At 47.1% G+C, this 23,675-nt stretch carries 21 protein-coding genes; 13 read left to right on the top strand and 8 right to left on the bottom strand.

Annotation, left to right across the window (positions count from 1 at the left end):
* The 6 genes from L4C36_RS01935 (at position 1) to L4C36_RS01910 (ending at position 7,844) form a co-directional block, all read left to right on the top strand.
* Complete coding sequence (locus tag L4C36_RS01935; RefSeq protein WP_428476099.1) at positions 1 to 453, top strand: ATP-binding protein; 453 nt, start codon at positions 1 to 3, stop codon at positions 451 to 453.
* A gap of 274 nt (positions 454 to 727) precedes the next feature.
* Positions 728 to 2,434, top strand: a complete 1,707-nt coding sequence (locus tag L4C36_RS01930; RefSeq protein WP_428476098.1) for a glycosyltransferase family 2 protein — start codon at positions 728 to 730, stop codon at positions 2,432 to 2,434.
* Positions 2,424 to 3,743: a DUF3131 domain-containing protein gene (locus L4C36_RS01925; RefSeq protein WP_428476097.1), complete on the top strand. Its 1,320-nt coding sequence runs from the start codon at positions 2,424 to 2,426 to the stop codon at positions 3,741 to 3,743. The genes L4C36_RS01930 and L4C36_RS01925 overlap by 11 nt, the downstream gene beginning before the upstream one ends.
* 24 nt (positions 3,744 to 3,767) lie before the next feature.
* Complete coding sequence (locus tag L4C36_RS01920; protein WP_428476096.1) at positions 3,768 to 5,162, top strand: DUF3131 domain-containing protein; 1,395 nt, start codon at positions 3,768 to 3,770, stop codon at positions 5,160 to 5,162.
* Between the two features lie 22 nt (positions 5,163 to 5,184).
* Positions 5,185 to 6,567 (top strand): DUF3131 domain-containing protein, encoded by a 1,383-nt coding sequence (locus L4C36_RS01915; protein WP_428476095.1) that lies wholly within the window; start codon positions 5,185 to 5,187, stop codon positions 6,565 to 6,567.
* Positions 6,564 to 7,844 carry a hypothetical protein gene (locus tag L4C36_RS01910; RefSeq protein ID WP_428476094.1) on the top strand — a complete coding sequence of 427 codons (1,281 nt, stop codon included), beginning with the start codon at positions 6,564 to 6,566 and terminating at the stop codon, positions 7,842 to 7,844. Before L4C36_RS01915 ends, L4C36_RS01910 begins: the two co-directional genes overlap by 4 nt.
* A gap of 13 nt (positions 7,845 to 7,857) precedes the next feature.
* On the opposite strand, the gene L4C36_RS01905 is transcribed toward L4C36_RS01910, so the two are convergent.
* Together L4C36_RS01905 and L4C36_RS01900 are read right to left on the bottom strand one after the other, a co-directional pair.
* Entirely contained in the window at positions 7,858 to 8,223 is a 366-nt protein-coding gene (locus L4C36_RS01905) for a YcgJ family protein (RefSeq protein WP_428476093.1), read from the bottom strand.
* Positions 8,224 to 8,482: 259 nt separating this feature from the next.
* On the bottom strand, positions 8,483 to 9,427 hold the full coding sequence (locus L4C36_RS01900; RefSeq protein ID WP_428476092.1) for an IS1595 family transposase: 945 nt from the start codon (positions 9,425 to 9,427) through the stop codon (positions 8,483 to 8,485).
* Positions 9,428 to 9,480: 53 nt separating this feature from the next.
* Between L4C36_RS01900 and L4C36_RS01895 the strand changes: the two genes are divergently transcribed.
* Positions 9,481 to 9,804, top strand: a complete 324-nt coding sequence (locus tag L4C36_RS01895; protein WP_428476091.1) for a DUF805 domain-containing protein — start codon at positions 9,481 to 9,483, stop codon at positions 9,802 to 9,804.
* Between the two features lie 148 nt (positions 9,805 to 9,952).
* The gene (locus L4C36_RS01890; RefSeq protein WP_428476090.1) at positions 9,953 to 10,846 is read left to right on the top strand and encodes a hypothetical protein; all 894 of its coding nucleotides are present in this window, start codon (positions 9,953 to 9,955) and stop codon (positions 10,844 to 10,846) included.
* Between the two features lie 102 nt (positions 10,847 to 10,948).
* On the opposite strand, the gene L4C36_RS01885 is transcribed toward L4C36_RS01890, so the two are convergent.
* Entirely contained in the window at positions 10,949 to 12,604 is a 1,656-nt protein-coding gene (locus L4C36_RS01885) for an FAD-dependent oxidoreductase (protein ID WP_428476089.1), read from the bottom strand.
* 175 nt (positions 12,605 to 12,779) lie between these two features.
* On the opposite strand from L4C36_RS01885, the gene L4C36_RS01880 reads away from it, so the two are divergent.
* From L4C36_RS01880 to L4C36_RS01865, 4 genes are all read left to right on the top strand, one after another.
* A complete protein-coding gene (locus tag L4C36_RS01880; protein WP_428476088.1) occupies positions 12,780 to 13,202 on the top strand; it encodes a YeeE/YedE family protein in 423 nt (140 codons plus the stop codon).
* A gap of 57 nt (positions 13,203 to 13,259) precedes the next feature.
* Entirely contained in the window at positions 13,260 to 13,694 is a 435-nt protein-coding gene (locus L4C36_RS01875; protein ID WP_428476087.1) for a DUF6691 family protein, read from the top strand.
* 181 nt (positions 13,695 to 13,875) lie between these two features.
* On the top strand, positions 13,876 to 14,127 hold the full coding sequence (locus L4C36_RS01870) for a hypothetical protein (RefSeq protein ID WP_428476086.1): 252 nt from the start codon (positions 13,876 to 13,878) through the stop codon (positions 14,125 to 14,127).
* A gap of 457 nt (positions 14,128 to 14,584) precedes the next feature.
* A complete protein-coding gene (locus L4C36_RS01865; RefSeq protein WP_428476085.1) occupies positions 14,585 to 15,763 on the top strand; it encodes an aromatic amino acid transport family protein in 1,179 nt (392 codons plus the stop codon).
* A 687-nt stretch (positions 15,764 to 16,450) separates the two neighbouring features.
* Here the strand turns inward: L4C36_RS01865 and fusA are convergent.
* From fusA to L4C36_RS01840, 5 genes are all read right to left on the bottom strand, one after another.
* The gene (gene fusA / locus L4C36_RS01860) at positions 16,451 to 18,538 is read right to left on the bottom strand and encodes an elongation factor G (RefSeq protein ID WP_428476084.1); all 2,088 of its coding nucleotides are present in this window, start codon (positions 18,536 to 18,538) and stop codon (positions 16,451 to 16,453) included.
* 425 nt (positions 18,539 to 18,963) lie between these two features.
* A complete protein-coding gene (locus tag L4C36_RS01855; protein WP_428476083.1) occupies positions 18,964 to 20,151 on the bottom strand; it encodes a PcfJ domain-containing protein in 1,188 nt (395 codons plus the stop codon).
* Positions 20,152 to 20,188: 37 nt separating this feature from the next.
* Positions 20,189 to 20,506 carry a c-type cytochrome gene (locus L4C36_RS01850; RefSeq protein ID WP_428476171.1) on the bottom strand — a complete coding sequence of 106 codons (318 nt, stop codon included), beginning with the start codon at positions 20,504 to 20,506 and terminating at the stop codon, positions 20,189 to 20,191.
* Positions 20,507 to 20,629: 123 nt separating this feature from the next.
* Positions 20,630 to 21,091 (bottom strand): RNA methyltransferase, encoded by a 462-nt coding sequence (locus L4C36_RS01845; RefSeq protein WP_428476082.1) that lies wholly within the window; start codon positions 21,089 to 21,091, stop codon positions 20,630 to 20,632.
* A 126-nt stretch (positions 21,092 to 21,217) separates the two neighbouring features.
* A complete protein-coding gene (locus L4C36_RS01840) occupies positions 21,218 to 21,550 on the bottom strand; it encodes a PBPRA1643 family SWIM/SEC-C metal-binding motif protein (RefSeq protein ID WP_428476081.1) in 333 nt (110 codons plus the stop codon).
* Positions 21,551 to 21,823: 273 nt separating this feature from the next.
* On the opposite strand from L4C36_RS01840, the gene L4C36_RS01835 reads away from it, so the two are divergent.
* Entirely contained in the window at positions 21,824 to 23,674 is a 1,851-nt protein-coding gene (locus L4C36_RS01835) for an extracellular solute-binding protein (RefSeq protein WP_428476080.1), read from the top strand.
* Position 23,675: the final 1 nt, after the last annotated feature.

Below are 23,675 nucleotides of genomic sequence, written 5' to 3'. Positions count from 1 at the left end.
ATGGAAAGGGTTAGTGGGAGCTTTAGCAAGCAGTATCGAAGCTCATCAGATGTGTCACGCTTTATTGCAGATGACATGCAACAATTTTTAAATAGCCAGTCTATTTCTAATGAAATGATTGAACAGGTAGAACTGTGTTTGGTTGAAGTCGTGAATAATGCTTATGAACATGCTTATGAATCGTCAGACCAACTGCCCATTGATTTCTCCTGCTTCTTTAATTCAGATGAAGAATTAGTGATTGAAGTGTCTGATTATGGCAAAGCCATGTCACAAGACGAATTTAGCCGTGCAATACAAGGGGAATTCGTTGAACCGGATCCGGATGACCCGGAGACATGGACGACATCAGGGCGTGGTTTCATTATTGTTGTACAACTTACTGATGGTCTTGAATATAAAAGTGTGGGTGATAAAAACACATTTAAGATCTTAAAAAGAGCCGATATATAACCATTCGACTTCATTCTACTGTTGCTAAACATACTGAGGATAATGCCTACGTTGTCCTCGGTATGATTCAACACGGTCATGCACAGATTTATGTATTTTTGGAAGGCGCTAAATGGATTTTTATTTTAAAGAGTTTGAGCACCGAAAACCGCCTGAGCCTGTCCCCCACAGTATATCGCGGGAATTATTGTACCAATATCTTGCAACGTGTAATTTAACGCTGGGGATATGGTATTTATGGTGGCGATGGTCATATGCGCTTAATTATGACGCCATGTGGTTTTCTTTTCCGTTGGTTTTTGCTGAGTCCTGTGCATTTATTGGCTCGGTGTTGTTTACCTTTAATTTATGGAAAACGCAGGATGAACCCCGCAAACCAGCGCCGCATCTGATCGATGAATGTGTCGCTGATGATAGTCCAGAAGCGGGATCAGGCCGCCCAATCAGTATCGACATTTTCTTTCCTACCTATGATGAAGAACCTGAGCTGGTTCGTTTGAGCATTATTGATGCGCAAAAAGTGCGTTACCCGCACAACATAGAAATGAACATTTTCATTCTTGATGACGGTAAACGTCCCGCGATGGGCGCACTTGCAAAAGAAATGGGGGTGGAATATATCACCCGTGAAAATAACGTGGGGTTCAAAGCGGGTAACCTACGTAATGCACTGGAGCAAACCTACGGCGACTTCATTGTGATTTGTGATGCCGATACGCGTCCGTTCCCGACGATTTTGGAACATACCATGGGGTATTTTCGCGACCCTGACGTGGCGTGGGTACAAACCCCGCAGTGGTTCTTTGATTTGCCCGAAGGTGAACGTTTGCCGCAATGGCTAAATCGCAAAGTAGGACGTGTCGGCAAATGGATGGGGCGTGCCGTTGAAAAAGTGTACGGCCCCGTTACCCTTGGCGAAGACCCTTATGTGAACGACCCCCAGATGTTTTATGACGTCATTCAACGTCGTCGTAACTGGGTGAATGCGTCATTTTGTTGCGGCGCCGGATCAATTCACCGTCGTGAAGCGGTCATGGAAGCGGCATTGCGCAGTTACAGCGAACAAATCAGTAAGGAACAGTCTGAGGTTGAGAAACAAATCCGAAAAATCACTAAAGAAAAGAATGTTGATCAATCAGTATCAGACAATCTACGCCAGGAATTAATTTTTGATACGGAGTTTACACCGTATAAATTTCACGTATCTGAAGATATTTATACCTCAATTGTGCTGCATTCTGACAGTGCGCGTAATTGGCGTTCAGTCATGCACCCCAATGTGGAAAGTAAGATGCTTTCACCGCAAGATTTGCAAACGTGGACGGTGCAGCGATTTAAATATTCCGGAGGGTCGATTGATATTTTCATGAATGACAACCCGATTTTCCGCAAAGGCATGACCCTGAAACAAAAGCTGATGTATGGCGCGAGTTTCTGGTCGAACTTATCGGCAATCTGGAACATTATTTTCTTAGCGTGTCCGATCATTTACTTCTTAACCAGTATTGCACCGGTCAGTGCGTATGATGTGACCTTTTATTTGCACTTTATCCCGTTTGTTCTCACTGCCGAAATGGCCATGATGGTCGGCACATGGGGTGTCGCTGGCTATAAAGGAAAAACCAACTTCCTGTCTTTCTTCCCGGTTAATCTCAGGGCGCTATGGACGGTGTTACGCGGCAAGAAAATCAGTTTCCCGACCACCCCGAAAGAGCGGCAAAGTGGCACGTTTGGTCAATTGGTGATCCCGCAAATGGCGGTGTTTGGATTGAGTTTACTGAGCATGCTCTATGCGTGGGGCAGTTATTTCCTCGGTGGTTACGGTAACTATTCCCTTGGCGGGCTCGTTTTTAACAGTTTCTGGACCATGAATAACATGATGGCGATGTGGGGCATGATTGCTGCTGCGTATTGGTCACCACCACCGTCTGAAACTACCCAAGAAGAAGCAGGATCTGAGGAATTAAAATATGGAATTTAAACAAGCAGCTTTGAATGCGCGGCATCATATCGTGTTTTTATTGGGATTATTTTCAGCACTGGCGATTGCGTTCACCGTTGAAGATCGTGATTACGGTCGGGTCTTGGGCAATATTACGTTCGAGGCGACAGAAACCATTCCATTACGTGATAATCGAGTGCTGACACAAGAAGAAGTGCTTTGGGCGAATACCGCGTGGAAGTACTTTGAAAATAACTATCAGCCAAATACGGGACTGGTTAACTCTGTGAATGGTTATCCATCCACCACCATGTGGGATACCGCCTCATATTTAATGGGACTCATATCGGCCGAAAAGTTGAATGTGATCAGCCAGTCTACGTTTGAACTTCGAATGGAAAAAGCGCTACACACGTTAGCTCGTCTACCGCTTGTCGAAGGCAAACTGCCGAACAAAGCCTATAACACACAGACACTGGAAATGGTGGATTACACCAATAAGCCGGTAAAAGCGGGTATCGGTTGGTCAGCGATTGATATCGGCCGCATTCTTGTACCGCTGAATATCATGGTGTGGCAGTACCCTCAATTTAACAAGCAAGTGAATGACGTACTGATGCATTGGGATGTCGGGGCAATGATCAAAGACGGGTATCTTTATGGCTCGCGTCCGGCGAAAACCGGCGATGTGATGGAGCGGGTACAAGAAGGCCGAATCGGGTATGAAGAATATGCATCAAAAGCCATGTCGCTGATGGGGCGCGATGTCTTTAACGCAATGAAATATATCGATTATCTCGAAATGCGTGAGATTGATGGTATTGATATTCCGACCGATTTGCGTGACCCCGCCAAGTTCCATGCACACAACTATGTGGTGAGCGAATCATACATCTTGGATAGCTTGGAGTTTGGGGCTGACAGTGTGTCGAAGATATTTGCCCATCGCGTGTATAAAGCGCAGGAAAACCGTTATAAGCGCACGGGTATTTTGACCGCTGTCAGTGAAGATAATACCGATGAAGCTCCGTATTTCGTTTACAACACGGTCTTTTCCGATGGGAAAGAATGGAATGCCATCACGGATAAAGGTGATGATGCCTCACACTTGAAATCGTTGTCCACCAAGGCGGCTTTTGGTTGGTATGCCTTGTATGACAGTCAATATACGGACTTGTTGATTGAGGATGCAAAAACCCTTTATTCAAATAAAGACGGCTGGTTCTCGGGGCGTTATGAAGTCGATGGACGAGTCAATAAAGCGATAACGGCCAATACCAATGGGATTGTGTTGGAATCGTTAGCATATATAGAAAATGGTTCACTGTTGAGCGTCGGTGTCCAGTAAAAGCAGTAGCGTCAGGAGTGTAAGATGCGTTATATCATCGTGGGTCTGATTGGAATGTTGGTTGTCGGTTGTGGTAATAAATATAACCGCTTCTCTGATGATGTGGTTGAACGGAAAAACCACTGGTCTACACCTAAAGCCAGACAAGGAAAGTTGACTGAAAAAGAAATGGATATGGCCAGAATTGCCTGGAAGTATTTTGAGAATAACTATCAGGAGTCAACCGGGCTGGTCAACGCGGTAAACAATTATCCCTCGGTCACGTGGTGGGATGCGGCATCTTATATGGCCGGCATGGTCAGTGCGTATGAGCTGGGGATCATCGACAAAGAGGAATTTGATCGTCGTTTGCGTAAGATGATCACCACGCTTAATAAGCTCGATTTATTCCGTAATGAGTTACCGAATAAAGCCTATAACACCCAAACGGCAGCGAAGGTGGACTACGGTAACCAACCTGGGGAAATCGGCTATTCAGCCTTGGATCTGGGGCGATTGATGATTTGGCTTCACATTATCAAACACCGTTACCCGGAATATGCGACAGGGATCGACACGGCCGTGCTGCGTTGGAATTTCTGTAACGTGGTGGACGAAAATGGCACGATGTTTGGTGCCTTGCTTGAAAAAGACAAGCCCGTTCAATACTTACAGGAAGGGCGTTTGGGGTATGAAGAATATGCCGCGAAAGGGTTTGAATTGTGGGGGTTTGACACAACGCAGGCATCGATGCCAGAGCCTTATAGCACCATCAATCTCTACAGTTACGATGTGCCCTATGACACCCGTGATCCGCGTAAACTGAAAGCACACAGTTATGTGGTAACAGAAAGTTATGTACTGGATGGGATTGAAATGGGGTGGGATCTAGTAAGTGACCGATCACCGCACGATTACCGTTATTCTAATGAATGGATGGCTGAGTTTGCACTGCAAATTTACCGTGTACAGGAAGAGCGTTATAAGCAAACCGGTATCATTACCGCCCGTACTGAGCATCAGTTAGCGGGGCCGCCATATTTCGTTTACGACACCATTTATACTGATGGATTTGCGTGGAACACCATTTCTGAAGTGGGCGAGTTTTTACCCCAGTATGCTGCCGTCGCTATTAAAGGGGCGATGGGGATGTGGGTACTGTGGGATACCGCATACACTGACTTGTTGTTTGACCATATTTCCCACAGTTATGATCGTGAAAAAGGCTTTTATGAAGGGATTTTTGAAAATGGTACTGGGTTAATCAATACGTTCACGTCGAATAACAATGGTATTACGCTCGAGATTTTGCTTTATAAAGAGCAGGGTAAGTTGCTGACGTATAAAGACAATGTTGCCCCTAGCCTGTGGGAGAAAGCCCTTGAATCTCCGTTTGGTTATGAAGGACAGTGCCTGCCTCGGAAGAAGCCCCAGCTGTAAGAGGGCTTGGTAAGGATTGCCCATGTTGAAAAAAGTGATAGTTGTGCTGGTGGCGTGCCAATTGGCCGCATGTGGTGTGGTATATCGAGGTGTACAAGACGGCATCACTTCTGTGAATGAGTCACAGTTGATCCGTCAGGGGCGATACGGTGAACTCACAGAAGATGAACTGGCGTGGGCAAAAACGGCGTGGACTTACGTGGAAAATAACACCAACCCCACCACAGGGTTGGTCAACTCTATTGATAATTATCCTACCACGAATTTATCTCATATCGCTGACTATTTAGTCGCATTAATGGCAGCCGATGAGTTCGGTTTTATTACCAGTAAAGAGCACGATGAGCGCTTAACCTTGGTCATTAGCTTTTTGAATAAGATGCCATTGGGTTTATTAGGCGTTCCCAATAAAGTGTACAGCACCACATCGGGGCAAATGGTCGACTACGCTAATCAGCCGGGGGAGTTGGGGTGGTCATCCATCGATATTGGACGGTTGTTGATTGTCTTGGCGATTACCAAACAGCGTAATCCGACTTTTTCTGAATACATTGATAAAGCCGTATTGCGATGGAATTTTTGTGAATTAGTGAGTACAGATGGTGAACTGTTTGGGGGAACCATCAATAATGGACAGGTACATCGCTACAAAGAAGGTCGATTAGGCATTGAGGAATACACGGCTTATGGGTATCTCGATTGGCAAATTGTGCCTGAAAAAGCCATGTTACTTGAACCGTATGAAGTGGTCACGATCAATGGTATAGACTTGTTGTTTGATGGTCGCGATCCTCGTCATTACGATGTGTTACGTCCGGTCTACAGCACGCCTTACTTGCTGTTGGGGATGGAGTTTAATTGGGATGAGATCAATGACAGCCGTTCAAATGATGCCATCCATTCTAACCATACGCTGTCTGCGATGGCAGATGCGGTGTATCAGCTTCAAGCCTCACGCTGGGATCGAGAACGCATTTATACAGCCCGCGGGGAGCATGTGGTCACGGGGGAGCCGTATTTTGTGTACGACAGCATTTATGCCTTAGGCACGCCGTGGATTTCAGTGGCGGAAGATGGCAGCGATCATGATGAAAAAGCGTTGGTATCTACCCGCGTGGCCTTTCAAATGTGGACGTTATGGCGAACCGATTATACCGACCGTTTGTTGACCTTGGTGCAAGAATTGTATGATCCAACACGAGGGTGGTATGAAGGGCGATATGAGTTAACCAGTGCGTATGAAAAAACCATCTCATTGCAAACCAATGCAGGTGTACTAGAGGCATTGTTATATAAAGCGAATGGCAAGCTGTATCAACGTTCAACCGAACGTGAGTTTAGGGACGTACAGTTTGATTCTCGGTTTTACCATCCTGGAAAATGCTTGGTGGAGACGTTCCGATGAAAATAACGATGTTGCTCGGCAGGGTGTATGTGTTCGTACTGTGTGCGTTGGTATTGGGTGTAGGAGTCAGCAGTGGACGCGTGATGGCCTCGGCGGTGGAGCTGGATCTTGCGCCGTTTGCGAAAGGGACACACTTGATCACCCTCGGTCGTTATGATCAAGCCGCCGAACAATGGCATCGCTTGTCGTTGGCGTTTTTAAGCGCTGAGGCGAAACTCGGTCGAAAAAAAATGTGGCAATATGCCGGTATGTCAGAGGCATTGGCCGCGATGGCGGCGGACAAAGCAAACAGTGCTGTAGCGTATCAGTATTGGGCGGACAGTACTCGGTATTTGATGACCGGCGGGACGGATTGGCAGCAGATGCGAAAGAAAATGCATCGCCGGTATGAGCAAGCCAATACATTACTGTCAACGCAGTTACAGGTGGCTGATTTGGTCAGCAGCGTGGATCATGCCTGGCAGCAAGAACTGACCTTGCTACAAGTGTGGGATGAAAAGTTGGCCTTATTCAGTTTTTCTTCTCCTCAGTTAGGCTTGAGTGATAACCGCAATGGCTCATCCTTGCGCGCGACAAACGAGGTTACTGATCCGCCTCCCGCCCGCTATATTCGTCCCGCACCGTCAGCAACGGGGAAAAAGCTCAGTGGCATTAATACCGATTTTAGCCATGAAAAAAAAGTACGTTCAACGACTGTGCCGATCACCGGACCGGATGAAGATATGTCCTCGCCGGAGCCTGTGGCTGTGACGGATAGGGATGATGCCTCTGTATTACCTGTTCCCCGTGATGTTCTTACTGTGCCATCGAGCGTGAATAAAGAGGTGAACACAACGGTGAATCAGGACGTTGCCCCACTGCTAGGCAGGCGCTTAAGTAACAGCAAGGTAAGTGTTAGCACACCCTCCGAGCCACCTCAGAAACCCGCTCTAACGCCAATACCCGCACCAAACGTCGATCCGAAGGTGATTGTTTCACCCGTCAAGCCCATCATGTTCAAGAAAGAAGCGAATTTAATCTCGGGTGAAATCGTGAATAATCCGTCTCTTTCCGATGAGCAATTCACGACATCAGGATCAACTGTAAAAGCGGAAAAAGGAGATAAAGCGGCAGGACAGCCTGATGCGTCTTTGTCTGCATCATCCATTGAACAGGGCGAAGCAGCAAGAGGGGTGGTGTCACGTGGTAATTTGGAAGCCGTTGAAGACACGGGCGTAGAAGCCCTTCGCCGTCGCAGTTTTGTCCCCGTCGTGAGTGAAACAGACAGTAAGCTGTGATCTCAACATTTTATCACTCACTCATCGTGAACAGAATGGCGTTGTAGTCCGGCTCCGGGGTGTTATTGAACCGGTCTGTGACGCACCGTTTTTTTTCTGTATCACAGTAGACGTTGTTACTGAATGAAAAGCGTTGGGTATCGAAATTTTTACTGCCGACCTCATCAATAAGAGCCATGAAGTTATCTTGTGCGGCTTGCCCGAGGAACATCTGGGTAAAAGCCATTGAAATACCATAACTATCGACACAAAATCCGGCTTTTTTATCGCAAATGACGCCCTTGTCGGGGGAGTAAACGGTTTCATTGAAATCGGTTTTCGCTTGGACCAGACCAAAGCCAATAAACAGGGCAATTTGTAATAATAAAAGCGGTTTCATACGTTACCTCTTGTTTTCCACGCTTGCTTTTTCATGTCTGCTTTTTATGCGTTGTCTGCGCAGTGTTGCCACTAAAAAGTCTATGCCTACCCCGACCTGTCTGCTGTTTAAGAAAAGAGACAACCGAGACCTATATAAAATGTTCCATGAGCGTTTGATTATGTAGGAGTCGTCGTTATGCAATGGTATCTCTATGTCTTAAAGCAATATGCCGTATTTAAAGGGCGCGCCAGTCGGCCTGAGTATTGGTACTTCCTGATTACCACCGAGCCTCAGCCAATTTGAGTAAGCGCTCAGGCATCGGTGCTGTTTGAATACTTGAGTGAATCAGGTTATCTATCATTTTTTCCAAATCAAATCTGCGATTGAACTTAAAGCAGAATTCAGCGAGATATCTCGGTAAATGCTTGTTGTTTATAGCATGGTAAGTTCCGTGCATTGAATTTTTCACATTACTTATCATCGTGTTAACCCACTTGAAGTACGGTAATTCAACACAATCAGCACCACCGCCAGTGACAATGGCCAGATGGAACTCATTTGCATCTTCAATGCCTCTGAAGCAAGCTAAACCATCTGATATAACAAGCGATTTTGGCCGTAAATGCGTTTTCGCCCATTGTGTTAACTCGTGTTTCTGGAACCCCTTAACAACAGAAAAGCGCATATGAATGGGATGACCTTCATCGTTTAAAGACACGGCTGCCACAAATGGACGCTTACCTTTCGCTTCTCGGCCACGAGAACCTCGACGAACACCGCCCCAATAAACGTCATCAATCTGAATAAATCCTGTGAGTTGAGATTCGTCGTCACGCTCTTTCATTGCTTGCATTAACTTATGTTTCAATCGCCAGGCAGCATTATAAGAAACACCCAAATTACGAGATAACTCCAACGCGGAAATCCCATTTTTCTCTTGTGTGATTAGATAAATGGCTAAAAACCAAGTCGTTAAGGGAAGTTTAGAGTTGGCAAAGAGAGTTCCAGACGTTAGTGATGCTTGATGTCGGCAGCGATTGCACTGATACAAGTCACGTGATTTTAACTGGCAATACTTATCGTGATGGCAATTAGGGCACTTGAACCCAGTAGGCCATCGCATATCAAACAAGTGCTGTTGGCACTGTTCTTCATTACCATACAGCTCGATAAAGCGATGAATAGAAATACTTTTCTGAAATTGAACCATATTCTTAGGCATGATCTAATCCTCAAGTTTTCTTTAACTCAAAGTATAGCTCAGCTGGCTGATTGATGATGGTAATCAGGTGGTACTTTGTGTTGTTCAATATCATTATTAGCATCATTTTGGCCTTAGTGAATAACTTGCTCGGTAATCCGGGGGACGGTGAAGGCGGCGGTGTGTTTGGTTTTATTTATTCTCTGTTGGTCTTGCTGCCCAGCTTGGCGGTTGCGACTCGCCGTTTGCATGATACCGGACGAACGGGCTGGTGGTTACTTATCGGTTTGATCCCTATCATTGGCTTTTTTGTGTTGATTTATTTCTTCGTTCAACCCACGCAACCTGACCCGAATGAATACGGGGATGCGCCACCGTCGCAGCCCACATCGTCTTGATGGTGAATGTTACGGCGTTCTCATTAACCATACTGGCGTCTTATTTCATCTACACTTACTTCACGCATGTGCCGATAAAAGGCTCATGATATTTGACCAGTTGGCAAAAAAACTCCAGTGATGCCATCGAAGTTCGTGGAGTAATACAATGAAAATTCATCAAGTTGCACTCATTGCATTGGGTGTGAGTGTGTCCGGACACAGTGCGGCCGAAGCGCCCGTCATGTCTGAAAAAAATCATTATCCCTCTTATCAACACCGCACATCATCGACGGATAATGCCTCGTATCAACGCTCGCCATCCGCTTACTATCATGAAGAGAAACAGGAGGGAAAACATCGCGACAATGGCTATGACAATCATTATGCTGATGAGACTGGCGGTGAACAGAATGACAGTAAACGGTTAGTGCTCAACCTTGTGGGGACGGGTTACATGTACGAGGGGGAGGTGCCTGATATTGACGGTGATAAAACACCAGATATGGCCATGTGCTTCGATGTGGATTTGAAAGACCCCGCAACGAATGCATCTATCGGGTATGCGACAGACTGTTTGTCTGAAATCACCGAGGAAAGTGGCGGAGTCAAATTAATAGGCACCACGTATTTTTATTTACCGAATGGCCTCATTGTGACCCGAGGACTTACCACGGTACAGCCCGTACTGCAGGAAACGGTCACGCCGAACGGTAATATGATTACACATATCACGGGAGCTTCCAGTGATGAAAGCGGTGTGCTTAAAGCATACGGTGACTATGCATGGCATCAAGGACCGGTCAGGTTGTCAGGAATGGTGGATTTAAGTCAATTTACCCAATCTGTCGGTGATCCTATTCATTTTGATTGTTTGTTCACCTTGCAACTCAAAGAAGTGAAATACCGTTGGCCACACAGATACAATTGGTATCGTCATCATCACTATCAAGATGACCGCTATGATAACAACGGTTATCGCCAATACAGAAAAGAGTCATCGTCGGAGTCGAATCATACGTGGCGTGAATCATCACACTACACTCAGCAAAAAACGTACTAACGCAAAAAGCCAGAAGCGACAGGCTTCTGGCTTTTATGCGATGGTGGCCTAGGTACCTTGTGTGAACGTCTTACGCAAACGTCTAGGTGATATCAATGTGCGTTACTGTTTGGCTGCTAAGTAAGTTTTGTAACCACCAATCAGATTACGCGCTTTGTAACCGTTATTCACTAACTGCCGATAAGCGACGTTTCCGCGTAAGCCCACTTGGCAGTAAATGATGATTTCTTTGTCTTTCGGCAATTCATCCATTCGCTGGCGTAGCTGGTCGACGGGAATATTGATCGCGCCGGCAAGGTAGCCTTGTTTCAGCTCGCCCGGATTACGCACATCAAGCAGTAACTGCGTGTCTGTCAGATGATCAATCTCATCAAAATGGATCGGAGTGGCATCGCCTTGCATGATGTTGGTCGCCACAAATGCGGCTTGGTTGATGACATCTTTAGCACTGCCGAACGGCGGTGCATAGGTCAGCTCAAGATGCTGCAATTGCTCAACGGTCATGCCGGCACGTTGTGCCACCGCCATGATATCAATACGTTTATCGATGCCGTCTTTGCCTACGGCTTGTGCGCCGTAAATTTTCCCCGTTTGTGGGTCGAACAGCAGTTTGAATGACACCACTTCAGCCCCCGGGTAGTAACTGGCATGGCTAGCCGTATGAACGAAGACCTTTTCGTAATGAACGCCATCGCGCTTCAGTTGTTTTTCATTTTGGCCGGTAGCGGCAACGGCGAGATCAAAGACTTTGCAGATCGCCGTGCCTTGTGTGCCTTGGTAGGCCACCTGACGCCCCAGCATGTTGTCTGCCGCCATACGGCCTTGACGGTTGGCCGGGCCCGCTAGCGGAACAAAGGTTGATCGGCCAGTGACAAAATCCATGTCTTCAACCGCATCACCCACCGCATAAATGAACGGATCGCTGGTTTGCATCTGTGCATTGACCCAGATCCCGCCGAGTTCACCGATCTTCAGCCCAGCGGCTTTTGCCAGTTGAGTCTCTGGGCGTACCCCGACAGCCATGATTAGAATGCCCGTGTCCAGTGTGTCGCCATTATTAAGGGTCAAGGTTAAGTGCTCAGAGGCGGCGTCGTGCTGCACGGCGTCAAGAGCAACGCCTAAGCGCAAGTCGATACTTTGTGTACGAATGGCATCATGAACAACGCCTGCCATTTCGCGATCGACAGGCGTCATCACTTGATCTGCCATTTCAATCAGTGTGGTGTTGATGCCACGCTGGTGGAAGGCTTCCATCATTTCCAATCCGATGAACCCGCCCCCGACCACCGTTGCATGGGTCGGTTTGTGGGTGTCTAGGGTCGCGAGGATGTTATCCATATCTGGGATATTACGCAGTGAATGCGTTAATGGGTTATCGATACCGGCGATAGGTGGCACGACAGGGGCTGCCCCCGGGCTGAGCAGCAACACATCATAGCTTTCTGTGTAACTTGTGCCATCCAGTAGGTTGCTGACTGTGACCGTTTTAGCGTCGCGGTTGATGTGCGTGACGTCGTTCATGACTCGTACATCAACATTGAAGCGTGCAAGGAAGCTACCCGGTGTTTGCAACAGCAACTTACTGCGATCCGTGATATCCCCGCCGATATGGTATGGCAAGCCGCAATTGGCAAATGAGACAAATTCCCCACGTTCAAACATGATGATGTGAGCATCTTCACTTAAGCGTCGTGCTCGTGCGGCAGCAGATGCGCCTCCAGCGACACCCCCTACAATTACTATTTTCGTCTTTGCCATTGCGGCCTCCCTTATTGGTCTTCAACGGCTGACTTATGCCATTGTGGTGGAGAAAGAGTACCACAGATATTAATTTAGTAAATGCTAATTTAGTCTTGACTAATTGTGGTTAAAAAAGCCACTATTATAGAGAAGCACAGAGCGATTGACATCGCGTTGATAAAGGAGAGAAGGAATGGGTTTTGAAATACCGTGGCATGCACTATTGGGAGGCATGCTGTTGGGTTTATCAGCAGCTTTGCTATTACTGATGAATGGTCGTATCGCAGGTATCAGTGGCATTGTGTCTGGGGTGCTTAAGCCTGAGAAAGGAGAGTGGCATTGGCGGTTGTTATTTTTGTGCGGGATGCTGGTCAGTGGCGCTACAGCGCCGTTATTGGGTCTGACCTTTGCTACGACACTCCCCGTTACTTCTATCGGTGTGGTTGTGATGGCTGGACTGTTAGTGGGGATAGGGACAAAGCTTGGTAACGGCTGTACCAGTGGTCACGGTATTTGTGGCATGGGGCGGCTCTCACCCCGTTCGGTAGTGGCCACGCTGGTGTTCATGGCGGTGGCGATGTTAACGGTGTTTATCCGTCTTCATGTTTTTGGGTAAACAGGGTGGGCGAAAGCTGCATGGGAAAGTCGCATGGATAGAGAAGAGGTAAACACGATGTCACGATTAACACATATAACCGCTTTAGCTTCTGGTCTTTTGTTTGGTATGGGAATGATGCTATCGGGCATGGTTGACCCGAATAAAGTGATCGGCTTTTTGGATGTCGCCGGCGCGTGGGATCCTAGCCTTGCTTTTGTGATGGGCGGTGCGCTACTGGTGTTTATGCCGATGTATTTCTTCGTGATCCGTCCACGGCAGAAGCCTGTGTGCGCATCTGCTTTTTCGGTGAGCACAAAAACGCAAATGGATAAGCGCCTATTGATAGGGGCAGGGTTGTTTGGTATTGGGTGGGGCGTCGCTGGTATTTGTCCGGGCCCCGTTGTGACGGCATTGCCGAGTTTGAATAGCACGATGTGGGTCTTTTTTATTGCGATGTTGGTTGGAATGAAAGCTGTCACGGTGCTTGATCGTACCGCTGCGGCCAGATAATGGCGCATTCGGCACAATCAGACTGAAAAGTAGGGTGGTTTTTCATCGAAGAGTTTGAATGAAGCCCGCTCACTGTAATGGTATCCCTTTATTTACACGTTTAGTCGGGTCTTGGTTTGCAATGGTGGGGGGATTTGGTACAACAGGGTTATGGCAAGCAATTAGGGAAAAGAGAACCGTTTTGAAAACAGTCGCGGAAACACTGCTTACGACAACGATCATGGCGCAAATTAATAAGCAAGGGGCAATCAATACCTTGGAAGCGCTGTACAGCAAAGCGCGTTATGCACGTTTTACCCGTTTAAAATGGGCGGGTCAGTATTACGATGGTATTCAGTTTGACGATGGTAGCAGTATCAGTGTGTACCCGACGTCGTTCAATAAATTGACCCTTGTGGCATCTTGCGCGGCTTCGACAAGGAAGGCGCAATAACGCGCAAAAAAGACAAAGCATGGCTGCGAAAAGAGGTAGACATGCTTATTGATAAAAATGAAATATAAGATCCCAAAAACGACGGTTGATGTGACTTGGTTCGCCATATAAGTTGCTAAATGACCAAACAAAAGCAGGTAATCACAGGATGATTACTGAGTAACAAAGACATATCGTTTTTTGGAGTACGATACATGAACACACGATCTGATGGGCGAGCCTGTGCTCACTTTGTCGGTGCACATTTGCAGCCGCATACATTATCCTCTTATCACCCATCCGCACTTCCGTCCGGTAGCGACATGCTATTTGGCTATTATTCAGCATTCCGATTTAGTCACTAGTTAATAGCGCTTTGCTTCACGCAAAGCTGGCGTTTAACACCCTCCTTTTTTCAAATTTGAAGCACGGCTTGTTTCAATACAAGGCATGCTCGATAAATATTAGAGACAAAATTGTGAATACTAAATTACTTGGAAGTTCGTTAATCATTGCTGGTACGGCACTGGGTGCCGGTATGTTGGCTATCCCAATGGTATTGGCCCAGTTCGGTTTATTTTGGGGCACTGCCCTGATGCTGGTGATCTGGATGGGAACAACCTATGCAGCCCTGCTGTTGCTTGAAGCCAGCATTAAAGCCGGTGGCGGCTTAGGTATGAATACCATCGCGCGTAAAACCTTGGGTAAAGGTGGGCAGTTAGTGACGAACGGCTTGCTGTACGCCTTATTGGTCTGTTTGTTGATGGCATACATCATTGGTGCCGGAGACCTCTTGCTGCAATTGCTGTCAGGCATGGGCATTGAACTGACGATGATGCAAAGTCAGATCGCCTTTACCTTGCTAGCCGGCCTGGTGGTTGCTGCGGGGACGGCGGTGATTGATAAGATTAACCGCGTACTGTTTGTCATTATGGTTGTGACGCTGGGGATGACCCTGATGTCGCTTGTGCCGTCTATCTCGTTTGACAATTTGATGTCTGCGACCAGCGATAACAAGGTGGCTCTGATCAAAACCAGCTCTGTCTTGTTCACCAGCTTTGGCTTCATGGTGGTTATTCCATCACTGGTCACGTACAACAAAGAAGCGACGCACAAGCAACTGCGTAACATGGTGGTATTGGGCTCGATTATCCCATTATTCAGCTACTTGCTATGGCTATACGCGGCCATGGGTAATTTGACAGCAGAACAAATGGTGAATTTGGGCGGTGTGTCTGAATTGATTGCCGCGTTAGGCGCTCAGCACAGCATGATCAATGCCGTACTGTCAGTCTTCACAGGCCTTGCACTGTTAACGTCATTCTTGGGCGTAGCGATGGCACTGTTTGACCAAAATGCAGATACCTTCCGTCAAAATCGCGCAGTGACTTACGTGCTAACGTTCATTTTCCCATTGATCGGTGCGCTATTTGCCGCTGACCAGTTCTTGTCGGTACTGGGCTACGCAGGCATTATTTTGGTGTTCCTTGCGGTATTCGTACCGATGGCCATGACGATCAAATTGCGCCGTGATAACGATGAAGCGAGCTATGAGGTGGATGCAACTGGAGTTGTATATCAAGTCGCAGGCGGCCATTTAGCAATGGGCCTAAGCTTCTTGTTCGGATGCTTCTTGTTGATGGCTGAATGGATCTAATCTGATAACGACCAAGGTGGTACGGCAGCGATGTTAGTACCGTCAAGGTAGGAAGAAAGCAACGAGAAAAGGGCGCTTACGATATCGTAAACGCCCTTTTTTGTATCCGTGTTTTATTAAACAGATACGTCTCTGCTTTAGCAGAGGTAAAGCGAGGTGGAATCATGGCAAGATGCGACCAAACAAAAATGCCGTTTTGAAGTTTTAGTGACCAAACAAAAACCTCACACAGACTTTATGGAGTACGTGATACGTAACGAAAGTTGTGTTTCCAATGGCATTCATAATACAAAGTTTCGCGTGAATGAACCAGATAATGGCGGAAGACGGGTTGTCGTAAATAAGCGTAGACTGTAAAGAAAAAAGTACACTTAAGTGGTTGATATATAGCAGATAAGGATGTTCATTCTGATTGCGAGATTGCGAGATTGCGAGATTGCGAGATTGCGAGATTGCGAGATTGCGAGATTGCGAGATTGCGAGATAAAGAGCTACGTGTCGTTTGGAAGATATGGAACGCATACTCTCAAGCATCAATGACATGCATTCAGTGTGTTGACGCAGGATAAGCAAAAGGAGAGCTGGAGGAGAGGGGAGCGAGAGAAGAGTATGAATGATAAACAACAGATAAAATAAAACCCGGCTGCCGAAGCAACCGGGTTTTTAAACGTTAGTTGTAATTAAAAATTACTTCTTAGCGTTCTTTTCTTTCTGCTCAGCGATTACTTTTTCAGCAACGTTTGCAGGACATGGTGCGTAGTGTGCGAACTCCATAGAGAACTGACCACGACCAGATGTCATAGTACGTAGAGTACCGATGTAACCAAACATTTCTGAAAGAGGTACATCACCCTTGATACGTACGCCAGTAACACCAGCTTGCTGGTCTTTGATCATGCCGCGACGACGGTTAAGGTCACCGATTACATCACCAACGTGGTCTTCTGGAGTGAACACGTCAACGTGCATGATTGGCTCAAGAAGCTGAGGACCTGCTTTAGGCATAGACTGGCGGAATGCGCCTTTCGCTGCGATTTCAAATGCGATTGCAGATGAATCGACTGCGTGGAAGCCACCGTCGTATAGCTCAACTTCAACGTCAAGAACTGGGAAGCCAGCTAGAGGACCAGTTTGCATCATAGATGCGAAACCTTTGTCGATTGCAGGCCAGAATTCTTTAGGAACGTTACCACCAACAACTACTGATGTGAACTTGAAGCCAGAACCTTGTTCGCCAGGCTTGATACGGTAATCGATCTTACCGAACTGACCTGAACCACCAGACTGCTTCTTGTGCGTGTAGCTGTCTTCAACAGGCTTCGTGATAGTTTCACGGTAAGCAACCTGTGGCTGACCAACAACTAGGTCTACGCCGTAAGTACGCTTAAGGATATCTACCTTAATGTCTAGGTGAAGTTCACCCATACCTTTAAGGATAGTTTCGCCTGTTTCTTCGTCAGTCTCAACCTGGAATGATGGATCTTCTGCAACCATCTTACCGATAGCGATACCCATCTTCTCAGAACCGCCTTTGTCCTTAGGAGCAACAGCGATAGAGATTACTGGAACTGGGAAGATCATTGGCTCAAGCGTACACTCGTGCTTAGGATCACATAGCGTGTGACCAGTTTGAACGTTCTTCATACCAACGATAGCGATGATGTCGCCCGCTTGAGCAGAAGTAAGTTCGTTACGGTCGTTCGCTTGCATTTCAACCATACGGCCGATACGCTCAGTCTTACCAGTAGCAGCGTTAAGGATGGTGTCACCCTTATTGATCTTACCAGAGTAGATACGTACGAAAGTCAGGGCGCCGAAACGGTCATCCATGATTTTGAACGCAAGAGCACGTAGTGGCTCATCTGCAGATACAGTTGCTACTTCACCAGTTGGCTCACCCGTTTCTGGGTTAGTTAGCGGCTGAGGATCAACTTCAGTCGGTGCAGGTAGGTAATCTACAACTGCGTTAAGAACTAGCTGAATACCCTTGTTCTTGTAAGCAGAACCACAGAACGTTGGGAAGAATGCTAGGTCACGAGTACCCTTACGGATACAACGCTGAATCTCTTCGATAGAAGGCTCTTCACCTTCCATGTACGCTTCCATTAGATCATCGTCTTGCTCAACAGCAGTTTCGATCATCTCTTCACGGTAAGCTTCAACGTCGTCAACCATGTCAGCTGGAACGTCTAGTACTTCGTAGTTTTCTGGAAGACCAGAGTCATCCCATACGTATGCTTTACGAGTTAGGATGTCTACAACACCCACGAAGTCTTCTTCGCGGCCGATTGGTAGAGTCATAACTAGTGGAGTAGCACCAAGTACTTTTTTAACTTGATCAACAACGTTGAAGAAGTCAGCACCCATACGGTCTAGTTTGTTAACGAAGATCAGACGAGATACTTCTGATTCGTTCGCGTAACGCCAGTTAGTTTCTGACTGAGGTTCAACACCGCCCGAACCACAGAATACACCGATACCGCCGTCAAGTACTTTAAGTGAACGGTATACTTCAACTGTGAAGTCTACGTGTCCAGGAGTATCGATAACGTTTAGACGGTGATCGTTCCAGAAACAGCTAACAGCTGCAGACTGGATTGTGATACCACGCTCAGCTTCCTGCTCCATGAAGTCAGTAGTCGTTGAGCCGTCGTGCGTATCACCAATCTTGTGGATTTGGCCTGTAAGCTTAAGGATACGCTCGGTAGTAGTGGTTTTACCCGCATCAACGTGCGMGAAAATACCAATGTTTCTGTATTTAGATAAATCTGTCATTGTTTTTCTCTATAAACAATTACTGTCACTATTCGGGGGGGGAGTATATCACTGATTTAGACARATATTACATAGTTCATTTGAGATAAAATGAACATTTGCTTGTTTTTGCTCCGCCTTTTAGAGATTTATGGCTCAAACGCTCAATAAACCCACAAGAGGCTGACGTGATAACATAATCTGTTCCGTAAAATAGCAGGATCATGCTGCCATGAGCCCGGTTACTTCACTCGAAATCGGTGATTTAATTGCCAATATCATTGGGTTTGTCAGACAAGTACCTGATAAACCCAAATGTTAAAGGGGTAACCCGAAGCCATCAAATCGGGTTAATTCTAGTCGTTATCAGAAAAGGCTACCAGTGGTGGCCGCCTTTTTCTCGTCTCTGATGTTTTCTGATGAAGCAAGAATGGCTGGAGATGCGATCAGTGCAAGTGTTCTACCGCTTGGTGGGTGCCATTCATGTGCTTTTTCTCAGCATCAAGCCATTGGTAGACCGCTTTGATGGTTGCGTCTTTGGGGGCTTTGTTTTTCAGCCCTTTGATCTGCTCGATATCATAAAAGGGTGGCGCATCGTCACGCAGGATGATACGGATCCCGATCGTCATGCGTTCAGGCGCGGTCATTTTAAAGGCCAAGTATTCACCTTTCAAAATCCGCGAGTGGTAAACCTCCACACAATGCTGCAATGTTTCGCCTTCTTCGCGTAGGGCAAAGTAGTGTGTAATAGGTTCAATATGCTCGTTACCGGTAAAGACAACAGGGTAAGGACTATTATGGGTTGGACACGGCACGTATTCGTTAGCACGGCGACGTTGTACCCAGTTATCATGGAGTTGGATAACCGCTTCAACGCTATCAAGCTGGCCCAGAATATCCATGGGAGCCTCATAGCCAAGGCGCAGTCCCAGCTGCACCGTCTCGTTCAGTAGCGTGGGCAAACGGACACGATTCTTTAAGCTGGTTTGTGTCAGGCCATGGGCCAATTTCGACCCTGTCAGATAAGGCAACAACATATCTAACTGTAATGCGTGCTCGTTAATCGTCGGGTAATGGTTGAAATAACGGTATCGCTCCGCAATCGGGTGCAACAAGCGAGTGACTTGTGTATGGGTCGAGCGACTATTGAAGGTCACATCGATTTTATCTAAAAAGCGCAATGCGCCTTTGCTCGACGCAAACCCCAGCATATGCAAAATTTCGCGTTGACCAAATTGGCACAGCGCGATGGCTTGCTCTCTGTCTAGCGGGTAAGCCTGACAAATGAAGTACAGCATGATGGGGCGGGTGATCAGCAAATCTTTTGCTCGGCGATTGGTGGCCGCAAGGCTTAGCATGTACACGCCTAAGTCAGGGTAGGGCTCGACCAAATCAATCAGGTGATCAGGAATGGTATTGACCCAATGTACGCCACCCGGTGAATGGGCGATTTGGCTCAATGAAAAATCGATGCTGCCTTCGAGCGCTTCAATCGTACCATCATGATAGTGGCGCTCAAGTGTGAGGCCATCTTGCCATGGATGAATGACAAGGGAAAAATGAAAACCGAAGGGGCTCAGATCAATCTGGAACCGTTCATCGTCATGGTGCGTATATTGAGGGGCAAGTTGCATGGCAGCCTCGTCAGTGAAAAGAAAAAGGGGGAGAACATTAAGGTTGCTGGGTATAGAAAGCCGCAACGTCAGCCAGATCTTGATCGTTAAGTGCTGATAATTGTTGTTGCATCATTTTGCCGTAAGTGCCCAAACGTTCACCGTCTTGGTAGGCTTTCATTGCTTTATAGAGGTATAACGCGTTCTGGCCATTTATATGAGGGTAGCCCTCTTTCATCGCAACACCGTTAGTGCCGTGACAAAATTGACAAGAAAAAGCCTTATTTTTACCGATATCGGCATTACCTTCAGGCATGGCTGAAAAGGCAGGGAAACTCAAAAGGGCAAAAAGAGAAAGGAAAAGCGCATTTTTCATCGGAAATTGATTGTCCAGTAAAGTCAGAGAAGCATAGCCCATGATCATCTAGGCGTTGAGCTATGTTCTCTCTTTATACAATCAAAGCGATAGAGAAGAAAGTATCAACCGCAGAACCGCGATTTAATGATTGGAAAAGTTATTACCTTTGGCCAAGCGATCATACAAAATCACATTCACGGCTGCCGCCAAGTTCATGCAACCTTTAGTCGGTACATAAATGGTTTCACGGCAAAAATCGGTAATTTCTTTTTTCAATGTCCCGTCTTCAGGGCCGAAAATATAAAAAGCGCGTTTCGGGTGCTTATATTCAGGGAGCGGTTTCGCTCCTTCAATTAAATCTACCGCGACGGGTACGCAGTCATACGGAATGATTTGTTTCAGGTCTTCCACCCCAATCAGTGGAATATCACCCACGATGTTTTTGGTGTCAGTACAAAACTTCATGGCAAGATCGTAGCGTGTACCGGTATAGAACACACTATTGACGCCATAGCACCCTGCAGCGCGCATGACCGATCCGACATTCTCAGGGGTTTTGGGGTTAAACAACCCGACACAAGAATACCCTTTGCTCTTGCTCATAATGTTTCTACTGCCTGTTAGATTGAGAAAACTGCCGACGCACACACAGTGGGTGTCGGTAAGACGCAATAAGCACTGAATCGACGATGATCGGCCAGCGCTTATTGTGTGATGTGAAACGTACGGTTAAGCACAGCACTTCTTGAATTTTTTACCGCTACCGCATGAACATGGGTCATTACGGCTAGGGGTTTTGTCAAATACCGTGGTTTGCGGCTTATTCAGCAGCGTGTCGAATTCCACTAGGTTCTCAATCGCTTGCTCATCAACCGTGATGGTAACGAAAAGCTGCTGTGCTGCCGCGAGGGCTTCTACTTCTGCTTTCTTCTCTTCGCTGTTGACGACCAATAGCAGCGGGTTTGACTCGGTGCCAAGTTTTTGTGAACGCTTCGTGTTATAGCCAAAGCTTTCATGCTTTTGTGATTTTTCTTTGCGGCCTTTGTAAAAGAACTTAGACATCTTATGTACCTGTCTTGCGAAGTAGTGATTAAAAGAGTTCGCATACGCGAAAGGGCGCGATATTAGCGGCTTAGCCGCATTCTCGCAAGCCCTCCGCCACAATCCATTCTATGCACACAGGTTTGGTGATTTGTTATTCATGGCCTATCGTAACTAAAGGGAAGAAAGACAATTCCTCAATTCAATGAAGAAGATATCACGCATAAAATGGCGTGAATGGTCGCGAGAATGGCATGAAAATCGCTGTCATAACGCATCAGCAAGGAGGCACAAATGGGGAAATGGCACGTTGGGGTCGTACTGCTCGGGATCGTGGCATGGTCGATCCATGCGCAAAGCAATACCGAAGATAAGGCACCCCAAGGCACCGAAACGGTTGTCGAATCGCGTACCCTTGTCGGGTTTGGTAGTGCGAAATACGTCGATGATTTCCTGCATTTTGACTACGTGAACCCCAACGCGCCCAAAGGGGGCAAGGTGGTGTATGCGCAAGTCGGTACGTTCGACAGTTTCAATCGCTATGCCTCCCGCGGAGTGTCTGCTGCAGGCAGTGATACCGTGTACGACACCTTATTTGTTTCTTCCAGCGACGAGATCGATAGCTACTACCCATTGATTGCGGAGAAAGTGCGGTACCCACAAGATTATGCGTGGATGGAAGTCGATATTAACCCCAATGCCCGCTTTCATGATGGGCAGCCGATTACCGCTGCAGATGTGGCCTTCACCTTTGATAAGTTCATGAAAGAAGGAGTCGCGCAGTACAAGGTGTACTTTAAGGATGTGGATGCAGTGACGGCCGTGAAGCCTTTGACCGCGCGCATCACCATGAAAACACCCAACCGCGAGGTGCTGCTGGCCTTAGTGCAAGGCATGACAGTGCTACCGATGCATTATTGGCAAGATAAAAACCTCAGTGAGCCGTTAAATACGCCCCCCATTGGCAGCAGCGCCTACAAGATCAGTGATTACAAGCCCGGACAGAGTGTGACGTATGAGCGTATGCCGACCTATTGGGCGAAAGACTTGCCCGTGAACGTTGGCCGCCATAACTTTCAGCAGATCCGATACGATTATTACCGCGATGAAACGGTCACGTTAGAAGCGTTTAAAGCGGGTGAGTACGATATCCGCGAAGAGAACGTCGCCAAATTCTGGGCCACCTTGTATCAAGGTAAAAACTTCGATAATGGCTACATTGTCAAAGAAGAGATCGCCCATCAAATCCCCCAAACCTTACAGGCGTTTGTGTTTAATACACAAAAAGACATGTTTTCCGATTCAAAAGTGCGTGAAGCGTTTTCTTACGCGATGGATTTTGAATGGATGAACAAAAGCCTGTTCTACAACCAATACAGCCGCAGCCGCAGTTATTTTCAGAACACGGAATACGAAGCCAAGGGGTTGCCGTCTGCACAAGAATTAGCAGTATTAGCTCCCATCAAAGACAAAGTGCCTGCACGGGTGTTCAGCGATGAGTATCAGCCGCCAGTTACGGACGGTTCCGGCCGTATTCGTTCGCAGTTACGCCAAGCGCTGGGGTTGATGAAAGCGGCAGGGTGGGAAGTAAAAAACAAAGTCATGACGAACGTGGAAACGGGCGAACCGTTTGTGTTTGAGATACTCATGTACAGCCCGACGACTGAACGCTTAGCGATCCCATTCCAGAAAAATCTAAAGTTGATGGGCATTGACATGAAGCTGCGCACGGTCGATACCACCCAATATATTAAACGCCTGCGCGATCGCGACTTTGATATGGTGTCAGCAGGTTACAGTGCTAACCCTTACCCCAGCCCCAACCTGCTGATTGCGTGGAATAGTCAGTTCATTGATAGCACCTATAACACCGCAGGGGTCAGCGATCCGGCTATCGACTATTTGACAGAACAAATCGCCCAGCAGCAGGAACATCCGGAACAATTATTGCCTCTGGGGCGCGCATTAGACCGTGTGCTGCAATGGCATTTTTACGTCGTACCGCAATGGCACATCAGTAAGTTTCGTGTCGCCACCTGGGATAAATTTGCCCGCCCTGCGATCCGTCCGAAATACACCTTAGGGAAAGACACGTGGTGGGTGGATCCAGAAAAAGCCGCGCGCTTACCCGAAAAGCGTCGGTAAC

Origin of the sequence: Photobacterium japonica, from assembly GCF_050337005.1 — a bacterium.
GTDB lineage: Bacteria > Pseudomonadota > Gammaproteobacteria > Enterobacterales > Vibrionaceae > Photobacterium > Photobacterium japonica.
Note: the sequence above shows the minus strand (reverse complement) of the source record. Positions and strands in the feature narration are given on the sequence as shown.